Raw genomic sequence first — 15,012 nt, forward strand, 5'->3', positions numbered from 1 at the left:
TATAGAAGCAAATGGAGGATAAAGAAAAGAAGCCGTTACGCATGACGGCTTCGTCGCTGGATGGGAGGGATTTTAGTAATATGGATCTGGAAAATGCAGATTTCAGTTTTTCGAGTTTGAAAGACATCAATTTCGACGGCTGTAACCTACGCAATGCAAAACTGCGTTTTTCAGCGCTCGACCGCACCACTTTCAGGAACGCAGACCTGCGGAATGCGGACCTGAGTTTCAGCAGCCTGTCTAATGTGGATTTATCCGGGGCGAAAGTTGAGGGGGCGAATTTCAGTTTTACATCTCAGGAAAAGCCATTCAACTGGCAGGATTTCAGCCTGATCGGTCTTATCAAAAATCAGGGTTGGCTTGGTACGTCGGTTGCGATCATTTTGGGCGCGGTGATATTGTACGGGATCAATGCAATTTCATACTTCACTGCCGAGATTGTTTATACCGATGAGCCTGTCAGGATCAAGCTGTATCAGTACCTGGTTTTTCAGAATATCATTGCAGGCGTATTTACGATCCTGGTCACGCAGGGGCTAACGGTCATGCTGGATATGATCGTAAAAAGGAACGGCGTTAAGCATTTGATTTTGACGGTAATCATTTTTGCTACCAATACTTTGCTTAGCATTGCGATTTATTATGTCGTTGGGATAGAGACCGTATTGAAATACAAACAAATGTATCCTACCGAAACGGCTCAATCGGCTCCCTGGTACTGGTACATGTGGGGGCCGATCATCGTTGCCAACGTTTTTTACTACCTCAGCAGGGAAGGAAAGCAGATTTCACGAAAAATATCAGATCAGGAATACCAGCTGCTCAATCTCGAAAAGCTGAAAACACGGGCCGAACTGGACGCATTGCAAGCCCGCATTAACCCACATTTCCTGTATAACTCCCTGAATAGCATCGCCAGTCTCGTTCATGAAGATCCCGACAAAGCCGAAGAAATGACACTGCTGCTTTCCAAGCTTTTCCGATACACGACGGGACGTAAGACGGAGGATTATTTCGATACTATTGAGAATGAACTGGAAATGGTAGAGACGTATTTGCAGGTTGAAAAAGTAAGGTTTGGCGATCGCCTGCGGTTTACGGTGGAAGTAATGGACGCGACTTTGAGGGAATTACAGGTTCCTAAATTTATATTGCAGCCGATTGTGGAGAATGCGATCAAGCATGGTATTTCCAGAATGGCGGAACAGGGTAATATTGTGGTCAGGATATATGAAGAGGATAATTGGCTCCATTTGTGTGTCCATGACAACGGGCCTGCTTTTCCCGATACCATGGGAGCGGGGTATGGTATCCGCAGCATTCAGGATAAACTGAAATTGCTTTACGGCGAAGAGGCTAGGCTCGAACTTCATAATCAACCGACCAAATCTGTCAACATTGCCATTCAAAAATCAGCCATCGAACAACATCAGCAAGCAAATCATGCAGTTTCCTCTTAAAACAATATTAATAGACGACGAACCATTGGCTTTAAGCCGTTTGAGAAGGTTATTGGAAAAGCATCAGGACGTTTTTTCAATTGTTTCAGAAGCCCGGAACGGTGCGGAAGGGTTGGTAGAAATCGACAAATACCACCCAGACATCATTTTTCTGGACATTGAGATGCCGTTATTGAATGGTTTCGAAATGCTTTCCAAACTTACAAAAATGCCACTGGTCGTTTTTTCAACCGCTTACGACCAGTATGCGATCCGCGCATTTGAGGAAAACTCGGTGGATTATCTTTTGAAACCGGTAGAAAACGATCGCTTGCTCAAAACCATTGACAAGATCCGTAACATTACCAGTGCTGGCGCGGGCGTCTCGGGAAGTAACCCCTATTCGGACAACCTGCTGAGGCTTCTCGAAGAAATGAAGCCAAAAAAGGAGATATTTTCATTGTCGGTCAAATCCGGCGACCGTATCCTGCTGGTTCCACTGACGGAAATCACCCATTTTGAAGCGGAGGAAAAGTACGTTTTCCTCAATACGCTGGACGGACAGAAATATCTGCTGAACTACACATTAACCTCTCTGGAAGAAAAACTTCCACGACACTACCTCCGCATCAGCCGGGCGGGTATAGTTAACTCGCACCACATCAAAGAAATCCAGAAACATTTCAATGGAAAGTATGTCATTTTAATGCGTGATCGCAAAGCATCGCAGGTCACCAGCGGGAGCACATACACAGATGTGATCCGCCATCTTCTTGATAATTAATTGGGTTACCGCCACATCTGCACGGGAATATTGATTTTGAAGAGGCCATACTTATTCCTAAATTGCGCCCCTATTTAAAATCCCAATACAATTTTGAAAGGCTAATCTGCTGTTCATCAGAAGGTTCACGGTCACTCAGGATAATTTAACAGTTGAAATTTTCATACTTTCGGCACATAATAACCTGATAAAGCGTATCTGTTGATGAGCAAAGTGATTCCTGAAAACCAAGGTGACTAAAAAATTCAGCACGAATTGATAAGATCCTTATTTATTGTTCATTTGTTTTGTTAAAAAAGGTTAAAGGGATCAGGAATAATGAAGGAGCTCATTGATACGGGCAATCTGCCAAAGCACATAGCCGTTATCATGGACGGTAACGGAAGATGGGCCCAAAACCAGGGAGCAGCGCGTGTGTTCGGCCATCGTAATGCGATTAAAGCCGTGAGGGAAGTAACTGAGGGGTGTGCGGATTTGGGAGTTTCATACTTGACACTCTATGCATTTTCTACTGAAAACTGGGCGCGTCCCGAGTTTGAGGTGAGAGCATTGATGGAGTTGCTGGTGCAGTCAATCCGGAATGAATTGCCAACTATGCTTAAAAACAATGTGCGGCTGGACACGATCGGTAATACAGAAAGTTTGCCAAAAAGTTGTCGTAACCAGCTTGCGGAAGCAATAGAAGCTACCAGCCACAATACCGGCCTGAACCTCATTTTAGCATTGGGATACAGCGGGAAGTGGGATATTACCCAGGCAGCGAGAAAAATAGCGGAAGACGTAAAGAAAGGGATTTTGACCCCGGAGGAGATTAACGAGGACCTATTGTCTGCCCATCTTTCAACAGAGGATCGTCCCGACGTTGACCTGATGTTACGGACTGGTGGGGATCACAGGATCAGCAATTTTCTTTTATGGCAACTGGCTTACGCTGAACTGTATTTTTATGAAGATCTCTTCTGGCCTGATTTCCGGCGGGAGCATCTTTACGAGGCGATTTTATCTTTTCAAAACAGAGAGAGGCGTTTCGGTAAAACGGGTGAACAAATAAAAGCGAATAGTGCTAAGTAGAATAATATGAACCTTGTGAAAAATTTGAATAAACCATTAGCACATCTGAAAGGTATCCTGGCATTTATGCTGATATGCAGCTGCTTATCTGCAACAGCACAACGGGTTGGACTGGGCGCAACAGTCAAGCCGGCTACACCAGCCGCCAATATGGGCATAGATCCCGCGAATCCAAAAGAGTATACAATTGCCGAAGTAACTGTTTCAGGAACACAGTTTCTGGATCCTAATTCCATGATTTCAATTTCTGGTTTGAAGCCTGGGGACAAGATCAGGATCCCGGGACCAGCCGTAACTTCATCGATCAAGAGAATGATGGATTTCGGTACGTTGGATGACGTGGAGATTCTGGCAACAAAGATTCAGGACGAAAAAGTTTGGTTAAACATTCATATCAAGGAAAGGCCAAGGCTCTACAAAGTATCATTCTCAGGTATCCGTAAAGGAGAGCGGGAAACACTTAATGACAAGGTGAAGCTGATCAAAGGCCGTGTGATCACGCCAACGATCATTAAAAATACTCAGCTGGTCATCAAGAAATATTACATGGATAAAGGATTTTACAACACCAAAGTGAAGGTGCTGCAGATCCCGGATTCAACACGAGGCCAGGCTACATTGAATTTTACCATTACCAAGGGTAAAAAGGTTAAAATCGAAAAGATCAATATTGAAGGAAACACTGCTATCAGCGATCAACTGCTGAAACGCAAGATGAAAGGAACCAAGCAAAAGAGAATTGGCAGACTTTTCAACCCTTCAAAATACATTCCTAAAAAATACGACGAGGACAAGGAGAAACTGATCGCATACTACCGTAAAAACGGTTATCGTGACGCTACGATCACTTTTGACACCATTAAAAATGGTAATGAAACGATCAGTATCGACATGAAGATCGATGAGGGAACAAAATACTACTACCGTAATATCACCTGGTCGGGTAATTACCTGTACAATTCACAGTTCCTGGGCGAACGTTTGGGTGTAAAGAAAGGCGATGTTTACAATCCGGAAGAACTGGAAAAGAAGATCAATGGTATCCCGGGTGCGGATGTCAGCTCCATTTACATGGATGATGGTTACCTGTATTTCCGCCTTGAGCCTACCGAAAAAGCGGTAGAGGGTGATTCAATTGATATTGAATTGAGAATGTTCGAAGGTAAGCAGGCTACTATTAACCGCATCCTTTTGAACGGAAATACTAAAACCAGTGACAGGGTAGTGCTTCGCGAGCTATTTACATTGCCGGGGCAGAAGTTTAGCAAAACTGAGATCATCAACACACAGCGCCAATTATCTCAAATGGGATATTTTGACCCTGAGAAAATCCAGATCAACCCCATTCCTAACCAGTCTGACGGAACGGTGGATATCGAGTATACTGTGGAGGAAAAACCTTCCGATCAGATTGAATTATCAGGTGGATGGGGCGGTTACATTGGTTTTGTAGGAACATTAGGTCTTGTATTCAATAACTTCTCATTGAAAAACATTCCTAACCGTGAAACGTGGCGCCCATTGCCTTCGGGTGACGGACAGAAATTATCCCTTCGTTTTCAGGCAAACGGAAAGCAGTACCAGACTTACTCACTTTCATTCAGTGAGCCCTGGCTTGGAGGAAAGAAGCCAATCAACTTTGGGGTTTCCCTTCAAAGAACCGTTTATCGGATGACTGATTACAGTTCAATCTACGGTTTGGGTTCAGGAGGCTCACGGAATATCAGCTACCGTGGTGGGTACTATAACAATGGTATCACATTCTCACTAGGCCGTCGTTTGAAAGAACCGGATCGTAACCTCGTGATGACGCACTCGCTGTCTTATCAGCGGTATCGTCTGGATAGCCTGGACATTTTCCGCATCGGATACAGCACAGGTAGTTCCAACAACATTTCTTTTAATACAACCATTTCAAGAAATACATTAAGTGATTTCCAATTCCCGAGAAGCGGAAGCAATATTTCTTTGAGCGGAACATTCACGCCGCCATATTCTTTGTTACGGAAAAAGGCATTCACGGATAAAACCGATACTTACCGCTGGGTTGAATACCACAAATGGATGTTCGATGCAAGTTACTATGCGACCATTACAGGCAAGCTGGTACTGAGCACCAGGGCGCACATGGGTTTCCTGGGAGCATACGGAAGCAAAGTAGGTTACAGCCCATTTGGTCGCTTCATCGTCGGTGGATCAGGTCTGGCAGGTCAGGGGTCATTCTCTTTGGCTGATCAGGACATCATCGGTCTGCGTGGTTACCAGGATCAGAAAGTAGGACCATTGGCACAAAATGGTTACCCGGCCTCAGGTGGTGGTATCGTTTACAACAAATATGTAATGGAACTTCGTTATCCGGTTTCATTGAATCCACAGGCTACGATTTTTATCCTCGGATTTGCTGAGGGAGGTAATAACTGGGGTACTTATAAAGAGTTCAATCCGTTCGATTTGAAAAGATCGGCTGGGGTAGGAGCTCGTATCTTTATGCCGGCGTTCGGGCTTTTGGGTATCGACTGGGGTTATGGATTTGATAAAATCCAGGGCGAACCGAAGCGAAGCGGCCCGCAGTTCCATTTTACGATCGGACAGCAAATAAGATAATATTCTCAACAGGTGTTTCGTTAAGAAGTTTGCAAATTATTAGCTGCTTGGCATGAAGAAGATTTTTATTTTACTAGTTTTGTCAATTCTATGTAGATCAGCGGTATGGGCCCAGAAGATCGGGTATGTTGATATGGAATTCATAACGAGTAAAATGCCGGAGTACCAACTGGCACAAACGGAGATGAAAAAATTCTCTGAAAAGTGGGCCAAGGAGATTTCGGACAAATTCGCGGAGACCGATCGCATGCAACGTGCATATATGGCAGAGGAAATCCTGCTGACTGATGACCTGAAAAGGAAAAGGCTGGGCGAGATCAAGGAGAAAGAACTGGAAGCCGGGGAATATAACAGTAAGATATTCGGAATGGAAGGGCTTCTTTTTCAGAAAAAGAAAGAGCTGATGAAGCCGGTACTTGAAAAAGTCCAACGGGCCGTCACCAAAGTTTGCAGCCAGCGCCGGCTTGATTTTATGTTTGACAAATCCAGCGACGTTGGAATGCTTTTCACCAATCCCAAACATGATTATTCGGATTATGTGATGGAAGAACTTGGAATCGATTCCAAAGCAACCAAGGCTGGTACTGAAAAGACAGGCAAAGCAGAGCAACCAGTGACGGCACCAACAGAGAACTCACCAAAACAAAAAAGTACAACCAGTAAACTTAAATAAGTAACAAAGCAATGAAACAAAAATTGATGGCTTTTTTGGTCCTGATGACCATTATCACCACCCCTCTGTTAGCTCAAACAACCCCTGCAAGCGGACTTACCAAAATAGGTTATACCAATGTCGATTATATAATCGGTAAATTGCCTGAGAGCAAAGTGATGCAGAATCAGCTTGAAGTGACAAAGGCCCAGTTGGATAAAGCATTGGGAGAAACCTACAAAGAAGCGCAGGACAAGTATGAAGCTTATCAGAAAAACGGGGCTAACATGACTGATGTGATCCGTGCAGATAAAGAAAAAGAATTGTCAAACCTGCAAGCACGTATTGAAGAAATGCGTAACAATGCACAGACTTCTTTGCAAACCAAGCAACAACAATTGCTGGAGCCAATCTTGACTAAGGTTAACAACGCAATTCAGGAAGTGGGTAAAGAAGCAGGGTTCCTATTCATTCTGAACATGGATGCAGGTGCTGGAACTACTCCAATTATCCTGTTTGCAGCTTCCGAGGAAAACAATGCAACCAATCTGATCCTTAGGAAACTAGGAGTTGATCCTGACAAAGTAGAAGCAGCAGCACCAGCGGCCACTACGCCAGCTAAGCCAGCCACTACACCGGCAACCACTCCAGCGACGACGCCTAAGAAAAAATAATAAGTACATTATTGAACTTAAAAAACCGGAGGGCAGTCTTTTAAACGGCTGATCTCCGGTTTTTGTTTTTGGTCAGCCGGGTTTGATTCCGGCTTCCTTGCTTTTATTATAATCCGGGGAATGCGGCAAATATTTAAAAAATGCAAAAGGTGCTGAAAGTGAGAAAAGCTATTCTGTGAAATCCAATTTTATAACTATTCAGAGGGCTTTCTATACAGTATTTACTAGTTTTGCGTTAAAATCTCAGTGCCCTTTTAACAATGGAATTAATTACATTTTCGACATTATGATTAAAAGATATATTCATAAAATACTGATACTTCTGACAACCGTTTTCTTCTTTTCCGCGGCTCAGGGACAGGATAATATGAAAAGTACTTCTTCCGGTCCCTTACAGATTGTATTTCCCGTAGAACCTGATTGGAATATTTTACAAGAAGGAAAAGAGATAAATTTCCATCTTCAGGTCAAAGGCGGAAAGAGCGATTCAGTACGGTATAGCATTGCCAGTGGCTGGATCAAGGAGATGAAATTTGACACGTCGGGCCATTTTGTATGGACGCCTGGCTATGATGTCGCCGACCGTATTAATACTACCAAATCATTCCCGATAGTTTTTGAAGCCCAGAATTCGTCGGGTGAAACCGCTTCGCGCGAAGTTGTTTTCAAAGTTAACCACGTCAACCGTCCACCTCAGGTCGACGAGCTTCAACCTTTTTACGTACAATACAAAACACAGAACGTATATAAAATTGACATGGGCTCAGTTCGGGATCTGGACGGAGACCCGATCGTTTTTGTGCCAATATTGGATGAAATGCCGGAAGGTATGAAGCTGACTGCCGCAGGCGAGATAACCTGGGACCCATCGGTAGTGCAGTTTAACATCTTGAAAAAGGCTGCCAAATACATGGAGTTTTATGTGGAAGATCAGCCATCCAAAACGCGTACGAAGGGACGTCTGAAACTGGATGTAACGCAGATGGACCTCGCGCCGGACTTCACAGTTATTCCGCAAAGTTCGGTAGTTAGAAGTGCTGAGAATAATCGTATCAACCTCCGGTTTACATTGTCGGATCCAAATGGAGAAGATGATATTTCGACATTTAATTTTATTTCGGAAAACAAGAGGGTACCAACCGAAGCATTGATCAAAAATACACCGACCAGTTATGAATTTATATGGGAGCCCGGGTTTGAGTTTGTAAAGGATCCATTTGATACCCTGGCTTTCAACATTACATTTTATGTGCTGGACAAAGCTCAGAACAAGAAGGAAAAGACGGTTAAGTTCGTTATAAAAAATACTGTGGATGAGAGCCTTCGTGACGCATATGTGTACAGTTTGTACAAAGGTGCACTTGTGAATGCGTGGGGGCTTCTGGAACAGATGCAAGAGAAGGAGATATATCTTAAAAAGGCATATTCCAAAGCGAAACGAGGAAAAAGGAGCAGATCGCTGCTGAATGCGTCGCTGGGTGCAACGACAGGTCTCGCTCCGCAGTTTACGCAAAGCGATCCAAAGACACGTGGTTATATTACCACGATCGGCGGTACGACGGTTGCGACAGTTGGAACACTGGAAGCAACGGAGGTAATAGGGAAGTCAACCAATGGTTTGCTGGATCGCTTCAATTATGTTTTGCAAAAAAAGAACGAGTTGCAGAATAAAGGCGATGTTTTTGCAAGAGAATACGGTCAGAAGTCAGCTCGGAGAAACCCTGAATTCATTCGTAAACTGGATGAATTCAAAGCATTGATGAACCTGAGCGGGTTGGTAGCACTGGAACTGGATGCTAACTGGGAGAATAAAAAGGAAGCTACGGATAATGCTTTGAAGAAAGCATTCAAAGACTTCGTTCCGTATACAAAAGACGAAAACTAGAAATAGAAAATATACAAAGAGTGAAAAGAGAGCTGATCAGCTCTCTTTTTTGTTTTCATCATCTTCCAATTCTTCTGAGGCGGGAAGTGTAGATATCTCGGTATCGTGGTGCGTTCCAGTGTTAAATTCTTCCTGTGAGAGCTCGCTATCGGTTAATTCAGACTTAGTTGTTTCGGGCGTTTCACCTTCTGTATGTGCGGCAGAATGAAAGCTTCCCTGGAATACGAGAATGCTGCATACACCAATAAAAATACAAGAATCAGCAATGTTGAAAATAGGGGTTGAGTAGTACTGGCCACCCCAGACCGGAACCCATTCAGGAATAAAGCCTTCCCAGAAATCAACGAAGATCATATCAATAACCTGACCATGAAACCAGGGCGTAGGCGATCCGTAAGGTGCATTGTGCAGCAGAACGCCATAAAATGTACTATCTATCACATTACCCACCGCGCCGGCCAATATCATCGCCAGGGCCCAAAGCAGGCCCTTAGAAGCACCTGCTCTCGCAAGGTGGATCATATAGCCACCAATAGCCACCATTGCTACGAGCCGGAACAATGTCAGGAAAAGCTTACCATATTCGTGACCCAGCTGCATACCAAATGCCATGCCGGGATTAAGCACATAATGGAGTTTCAACCAATTTCCAATAAGCCCTATCTGGCCTGAAAAACCCGGTTCCATGTATTTATAGACCAAAAGTTTGGAGACCTGATCAATACCAATGAGCAGTAAACTGAAAAGTAAATATGGTGTTGGATTTTTGGATTGGTTCATTCCTTTTTAAAAACAATTGACAATTTTGAGAATGCGAAAGTAATAACTTACTTATAAAGAACCGATTCCTCTTCTCTTCAATTCACTTTTGACTAACAAAAACTCTCTGCTGCTTTGGCCTGCAATGGAGGTGTTTTCTTCTGCCCGGCGGATGAGGTAAGGCAGAACTGCGTTGATAGGGCCGTAGGGGACGTATTTGGCCACATTGTAACCCGCTTTCGCCAGGTTGAAGGAAATATTGTCGCTCATGCCGAGAAGTTGTGCAAACCAGATCCGGTCGTCACTCTGGGCGATACCCAACTTCTTCATCTTAGTAGCGCAGTACTGAGAGCTGTATTCATTGTGGGTACCAAGACAGATCGCAATGTATTCAATGTGGTCCAGACAAAAATCAACGGCGAGATTATAGTCAATATCAGTAGCGTCTTTTGAAATGTGAATAGGATTGAAATATTCATTTTCCCGTGCCCTCAAACGCTCTTTTTCCATGTAAGCGCCCCGGACCAGTTTACCACCCAGGAAATAACCTTTCTGGCGGGCTGTCAGGTAGGCGGTTTTAAGAGCTTCCAGCGTTTCGTGGCGATATAATTGATAAGTATTGTAAACAATGGCCCTATCCTTATTGAATTTCTCCATCATCTCGTAGCTGAGATCATCAATGATGCCCTGGATCCAGCTTTCTTCCGCGTCCACAAAAATCCTCACACTTTTATCATGAGCGTGGCCGCACAAGCGTTCCACACGTTCTTTGACACGTTCGTAAGATGCCTTCTCTTCTTCCGAAAGCGGATCCTTTTTCTGGATTTTTTCCAGCAACTCGGCAGAAGCGACGCCGGTCACTTTGAATACTGAAAATGGAATGGTTTTAGAACTTGCAGCCTTGTCGATTGTTTTGAGGATTTCGGCAGCGGTTGCCTCAAAGCTGCTCTCTTTATCTTCGCCTTCAACAGAATAATCGAGTATGGTACCGATGCCCGATTGACCGAGCATTGTGATGGTTGCGTCGCAGTCGTTAATTGTCTCACCGCCACAGAATTGTTCAAAAATGGTGACGCGGATGAGATTTTTTATAGGTAAGTTAAGTTTTAGTGCAAGCTTTATAAAAAAAGTGCCTAAATTTACCACTCGAGCCTGATTCATAAGGCTGAATAACCAGTAGGTCTTGCGCAGTTTAGCATCAGATTTAGAAGCAAAAGCAACGGAAGTATCTTCAAAAAATACAGGTATTTGGTCTTTTGGTGAGGGATATGCCATTTTTATTGCACGTTTTTCCTGTGTGAATTTTTAACATTTTTATTGAATGTCACAAGAGGAAGATAGTACGCATTAAGAAGTTGATTGACTTTTATGGCATCAAATGTACGTCAATCCAAGAAATACGCATAATACCGGGTCAAAATATTACAGTTTCTATTTTTTATTAAGGACAAGTTTTTGAATATGAATGCTTCTTTAGATATCCTTCCGTTAAGCAGTTGGATCAATACCGAAGGAAAGCCTTTGGTAATCGCCGGGCCTTGCAGCGCAGAGACCGAGGAACAAATGTTAGAAACCGCAACCCAGATCAAAGAGGAAGGATTTGCGCACATTATCCGTGCGGGAATTTGGAAACCGAGGACTCGTCCAGGAAGTTTTGAAGGTATGGGAGAGGCTGCTTTGCCCTGGTTACAGGAAGTAAAGAAACAAACCGGAATGCCCGTTGCTGTTGAGGTGGCTACTCCTCAACACATTGAATTAGCATTGAAATACGGAGTTGATATACTTTGGGTAGGAGCGCGTACAACTGTTAACCCTTTCAACGTACAGGAGCTAGCGGACGCATTGAAAGGAATTGATGTGCCGGTTTTAGTTAAAAACCCTGTTAACCCTGACTTGCAGCTATGGATCGGTGCTTTGGAGCGGTTGAACCAGGCGGGTGTTAAGAAATTGGGTGCTATCCACCGTGGTTTCTCCAATGCGCAAGAAACGAAATTCCGCAATTCTCCAATGTGGAACATCGCTATCGAACTGAAGACACTTTTCCCTGAGCTGCCGGTAATCGGTGACCCAAGCCACATGGCAGGAAAACGTGCTTACTTATATGAGCTTGCACAACGTGCACTTGACTTGAACTATGACGGTTTGATCATCGAATCACACCGTGATCCGGATAAAGCTTGGTCTGATGCTTCTCAACAATTGACTCCTGCTGCTTTGGGACAAATGTTGCACGACCTGCATGTTCGTAAAGAATCATACGGCAGCGACTACCAATCTCAACTGGAAGTGATCCGTGGCAAAATCGATCATTTGGATCGTGAATTGCTGGAAACACTTGCAGCTCGTATGTCATTGGTTGAAAAACTGGCTGAATACAAACGTGATAACAACGTTGCAGCTTACCAGGTTGACCGTTTCCGCGAAGTATTGGAAACACGTGCGGGCTGGGGAAAAAGCATGAACCTGTATGCAAATCTGGTTGATGAGCTTTTCAAACTGGTTCACATGGAATCTATCCGTAAGCAAACCGAGGTGATGAACCAGGTTAGCGCTTAGCATCGGACAATTGATATAGAAAAAGGCTGCTTCACACGAGGCAGCCTTTTTGCTTTATATCCCTTTTTGTTTTAATACTGCTGAAATTTCCTTTGCCCAGATTCGGTAGGCCTTTTCATTCAAATGTGTTTTGTCTACCGCATACTCCGCTTTCAGACCCGTTGAATCCGAAATAGAATGATTGAGATCAATGTAGGCAATGTTATGATCGTCGCAGAATTGAATCAGAAAGTGGTTTAACGCATCAACTTCCTTTTTACTGTAAGGGTCATTTTGCTCATATATCGTAAGGGTAACGACCGGATCAATGTGATTTTTGAGCAACTTTTCAAGAATCGCCTGATAGTTCGCTTGCAGCTTTTCCTGCGAAACACCTACCGTAATGTCATTAATCCCGCCTTTGATAAAACAGATCTTTGGATGGAGATCAATAACATGCGTCTGTACCAGTTGAAGAAAATGGTAGGTAGACATGCCAGGAAGCGCATTGTTCATAACATCGGTCCGTCCCAGCAGCTCCACCCATTTGCCCTGGGCGGTAATGGAATTGCCGTACATGACAATGGCCGGGTTGCCTTTTAGCGAAACGAATCTTTGCAAAATTTTATCACGATAAACGTAAGCGAAAATGATACCGGCACCAATCAAAAGAATGTTCAGAATAATCGATAAAGCCAGTAACCTCTTGATCTTCATATGTTCTGACCACTAAGCATTATCTCCGAGGTTGAAACAACGACGGCAACGGGCCTCATACAAATCCGTTTCGCCGAGGAGTACTCGTTCATTGGAAGGCGAAAGCCGGTAGGAGTGAGAAGCTACTTCACCACAAACCATACATATAGCGTGCACTTTCGTGACAAACTCTGCAATAGCCATGAGCTGAGGCATGCAACCAAATGGCTTGCCCATGTAGTCCATATCCAGGCCGGCAACAATAACCCGCTTCCCGGAATTGGCCAGATTATCGCAGACAGCGACAATACCTTCGTCGAAAAACTGAGCCTCGTCCAGACCAATAACTTCGTAATTTTCAGCCAGATTGGTGATTTCGGAAGACAATTGGACAGGAATAGAACGGATCGAATTATCATTGTGAGAAACAATGTTCTCATCGTGATATCGTTTATCCAGAGCAGGTTTGAAAATTTGTATCCGCTGACGGGCGATTTTGGCACGGTTGAGCCTGCGGATCAGTTCTTCGGTTTTTCCTGAAAACATGGAGCCGCAGATAACTTCGATCCAGCCGGTCCGCGGGCTTTGATTTTCTTTTCTATGTGATGGTTCTACGAACATGTTTGATGTCAGAGTGACCGAATGAACGGTCAAATTTTTTTATATTTACAAATCAAACATATTTTCTTTAAACACGATCGTTATCAAAAGCTCATATTCGTTATGCCGGATAATTTGAATTCAAATGCACTCCAACAATACGCCGCCCGGTTCACTACAACTGTTCTAAATGATGTGTACAGGGCGCAGGATGTAATTACCGGAGCGGGATTACTTAAACTGACACCCGTAAGACAAGTAAATTTAGGAATATTAAACCGCTTGTTTGAGGAATGGAAAAACAATGCAGCTGCATTCAGAAGTCCATATTTTGATTTTTCCAACGAAGACGTCAAAAACGCGCTGGAGGAATTTATGAACACCGCGTCGCAGCACATTGCTGTCAAACGTGCTGACCTGGAACCGTTGCTTTCGGATTCTGTGAAGGAAGCACTTAAACTTTTGCTTTCGCCGGCAAGTTATTTTGAGGAAAAAATAAGAGCTACCCCTGACTCGGAATTTACCCACGAAAAGGCGGAGCAGCTTGTAAAATATACGCACATTCACCGCGGTCTGGCCGAAGCAATGCTTGGAAGGTTAACCGATAGCAGCTCCAACAGCGTGTACCAGACCCAGGCGGTGAGCTGGTTGTATGAATTAAAAGACAATCCCGACCTTATCGATGATACAGATCAGTTTCTGGTGCAGTTCTCGGATATTTTTCCGATCAATTTGAATGAGCTGAAAGTCGTGGAAAGTAAGGTTGCGCAAGCGAGCGTGAAACACGAATCCAAGTCTTTCTTCGACTCGGCATTTACTGAGCTTGAACCCGCTACTGCAAAATCAGGCATTCCGCGCGCAGAACCCGCGTCCGCATTGATCAGTGAAATTGTGGCCAAAACCCACGCATCAGAAAGAGATTCATTGAATAACCGCTTTAAGGTAGAGCTGCCAAAGCCAACCGAGGACAAATCGTATGGAAGTGTTCCTGTGAAAGTGGAAAGTATCGCAGGTTCGATCCCGTTGGGACAGCGATTTATGTTTGTAAATCAGCTTTTCAGTAAAAATAGCGATCATTTTGAGAAGGCGATTTATGAGCTGGATACCGTAAAAAGCTTTCAAGAGGCTGAAAACCTGATATGGCACCGGTACGCTTCCAAATACGCCTGGGATGTGAACGGCGAAGCTGTGACAGCATTATTGGCCATTGTGAAGAGGAAGTTTAGCTGAAATTGACACGGCGAAGCTGCTACGGTAGCAACCCAGCCCCAGCCCAAGGCTTCAGCCTTGGGTTCCAAGGACGGTGATAGATT

At 44.0% G+C, this 15,012-nt stretch carries 13 protein-coding genes; 9 read left to right on the forward strand and 4 right to left on the reverse strand.

The genetic code is table 11. The features are described from left to right. The first annotated feature begins 11 nt into the window (after positions 1-11). The 7 genes from ON006_RS28585 (at position 12) to ON006_RS28615 (ending at position 9,109) form a co-directional block, all read left to right on the forward strand. Complete coding sequence (locus tag ON006_RS28585) at positions 12-1,460, forward strand: histidine kinase (RefSeq protein ID WP_244821594.1); 1,449 nt, start codon at positions 12-14, stop codon at positions 1,458-1,460. Then, on the forward strand, positions 1,444-2,223 hold the full coding sequence (locus tag ON006_RS28590; protein WP_244821595.1) for a LytR/AlgR family response regulator transcription factor: 780 nt from the start codon (positions 1,444-1,446) through the stop codon (positions 2,221-2,223). The genes ON006_RS28585 and ON006_RS28590 overlap by 17 nt, the downstream gene beginning before the upstream one ends. Before the next feature lie 318 nt (positions 2,224-2,541). Continuing rightward, on the forward strand, positions 2,542-3,294 hold the full coding sequence (uppS, locus tag ON006_RS28595; RefSeq protein WP_244821596.1) for an undecaprenyl pyrophosphate synthase: 753 nt from the start codon (positions 2,542-2,544) through the stop codon (positions 3,292-3,294). 6 nt (positions 3,295-3,300) lie between these two features. Continuing rightward, positions 3,301-5,898, forward strand: coding sequence for an outer membrane protein assembly factor BamA (gene bamA / locus ON006_RS28600; protein WP_244821597.1), 2,598 nt, complete (start codon positions 3,301-3,303; stop codon positions 5,896-5,898). A 52-nt stretch (positions 5,899-5,950) separates the two neighbouring features. Beyond that, complete coding sequence (locus ON006_RS28605) at positions 5,951-6,571, forward strand: OmpH/Skp family outer membrane protein (protein WP_244821598.1); 621 nt, start codon at positions 5,951-5,953, stop codon at positions 6,569-6,571. Positions 6,572-6,582: 11 nt separating this feature from the next. Further along, positions 6,583-7,224, forward strand: coding sequence for an OmpH/Skp family outer membrane protein (locus ON006_RS28610; protein WP_244821599.1), 642 nt, complete (start codon positions 6,583-6,585; stop codon positions 7,222-7,224). A 286-nt stretch (positions 7,225-7,510) separates the two neighbouring features. Further along, the gene (locus tag ON006_RS28615; protein ID WP_244821600.1) at positions 7,511-9,109 is read left to right on the forward strand and encodes a hypothetical protein; all 1,599 of its coding nucleotides are present in this window, start codon (positions 7,511-7,513) and stop codon (positions 9,107-9,109) included. Positions 9,110-9,145: 36 nt separating this feature from the next. On the opposite strand, the gene ON006_RS28620 is transcribed toward ON006_RS28615, so the two are convergent. Together ON006_RS28620 and ON006_RS28625 are read right to left on the reverse strand one after the other, a co-directional pair. Further along, the gene (locus ON006_RS28620; RefSeq protein ID WP_244821601.1) at positions 9,146-9,889 is read right to left on the reverse strand and encodes a lipoprotein signal peptidase; all 744 of its coding nucleotides are present in this window, start codon (positions 9,887-9,889) and stop codon (positions 9,146-9,148) included. 51 nt (positions 9,890-9,940) lie between these two features. Continuing rightward, positions 9,941-11,143, reverse strand: coding sequence for a proline dehydrogenase family protein (locus ON006_RS28625; protein ID WP_244821602.1), 1,203 nt, complete (start codon positions 11,141-11,143; stop codon positions 9,941-9,943). Between the two features lie 186 nt (positions 11,144-11,329). Between ON006_RS28625 and ON006_RS28630 the strand changes: the two genes are divergently transcribed. Continuing rightward, positions 11,330-12,424, forward strand: a complete 1,095-nt coding sequence (locus ON006_RS28630; RefSeq protein WP_244821603.1) for a chorismate mutase — start codon at positions 11,330-11,332, stop codon at positions 12,422-12,424. 54 nt (positions 12,425-12,478) lie between these two features. On the opposite strand, the gene ON006_RS28635 is transcribed toward ON006_RS28630, so the two are convergent. Further along, positions 12,479-13,120: an SGNH/GDSL hydrolase family protein gene (locus tag ON006_RS28635; RefSeq protein ID WP_244821604.1), complete on the reverse strand. Its 642-nt coding sequence runs from the start codon at positions 13,118-13,120 to the stop codon at positions 12,479-12,481. A 12-nt stretch (positions 13,121-13,132) separates the two neighbouring features. Continuing rightward, positions 13,133-13,720 carry a thymidine kinase gene (locus tag ON006_RS28640; protein ID WP_244821605.1) on the reverse strand — a complete coding sequence of 196 codons (588 nt, stop codon included), beginning with the start codon at positions 13,718-13,720 and terminating at the stop codon, positions 13,133-13,135. 102 nt (positions 13,721-13,822) lie between these two features. Between ON006_RS28640 and ON006_RS28645 the strand changes: the two genes are divergently transcribed. Then, on the forward strand, positions 13,823-14,929 hold the full coding sequence (locus ON006_RS28645; RefSeq protein ID WP_244821606.1) for a DUF8457 domain-containing protein: 1,107 nt from the start codon (positions 13,823-13,825) through the stop codon (positions 14,927-14,929). Positions 14,930-15,012 lie beyond the last annotated feature (83 nt).

This window comes from Dyadobacter pollutisoli (assembly GCF_026625565.1).
Taxonomy (GTDB): Bacteria; Bacteroidota; Bacteroidia; order Cytophagales; family Spirosomataceae; genus Dyadobacter; species Dyadobacter pollutisoli.

Bases quoted from the DNA above. Each gene is read 5' to 3' on its own strand.
- ON006_RS28590 (WP_244821595.1), top strand. From the start codon at position 1,444: ATGCAGTTTCCTCTTAAAACAATATTAATAGACGACGAACCATTGGCT.
- ON006_RS28610 (WP_244821599.1), top strand. From the start codon at position 6,583: ATGAAACAAAAATTGATGGCTTTTTTGGTCCTGATGACCATTATCACC.
- ON006_RS28620 (WP_244821601.1), bottom strand. From the start codon at position 9,889: ATGAACCAATCCAAAAATCCAACACCATATTTACTTTTCAGTTTACTG.
- ON006_RS28625 (WP_244821602.1), bottom strand. From the start codon at position 11,143: ATGGCATATCCCTCACCAAAAGACCAAATACCTGTATTTTTTGAAGAT.
- ON006_RS28615 (WP_244821600.1), top strand. From the start codon at position 7,511: ATGATTAAAAGATATATTCATAAAATACTGATACTTCTGACAACCGTT.
- bamA (WP_244821597.1), top strand. From the start codon at position 3,301: ATGAACCTTGTGAAAAATTTGAATAAACCATTAGCACATCTGAAAGGT.
- ON006_RS28605 (WP_244821598.1), top strand. From the start codon at position 5,951: ATGAAGAAGATTTTTATTTTACTAGTTTTGTCAATTCTATGTAGATCA.
- uppS (WP_244821596.1), top strand. From the start codon at position 2,542: ATGAAGGAGCTCATTGATACGGGCAATCTGCCAAAGCACATAGCCGTT.
- ON006_RS28630 (WP_244821603.1), top strand. From the start codon at position 11,330: ATGAATGCTTCTTTAGATATCCTTCCGTTAAGCAGTTGGATCAATACC.
- ON006_RS28635 (WP_244821604.1), bottom strand. From the start codon at position 13,120: ATGAAGATCAAGAGGTTACTGGCTTTATCGATTATTCTGAACATTCTT.
- ON006_RS28585 (WP_244821594.1), top strand. From the start codon at position 12: ATGGAGGATAAAGAAAAGAAGCCGTTACGCATGACGGCTTCGTCGCTG.
- ON006_RS28645 (WP_244821606.1), top strand. From the start codon at position 13,823: ATGCCGGATAATTTGAATTCAAATGCACTCCAACAATACGCCGCCCGG.
- ON006_RS28640 (WP_244821605.1), bottom strand. From the start codon at position 13,720: ATGTTCGTAGAACCATCACATAGAAAAGAAAATCAAAGCCCGCGGACC.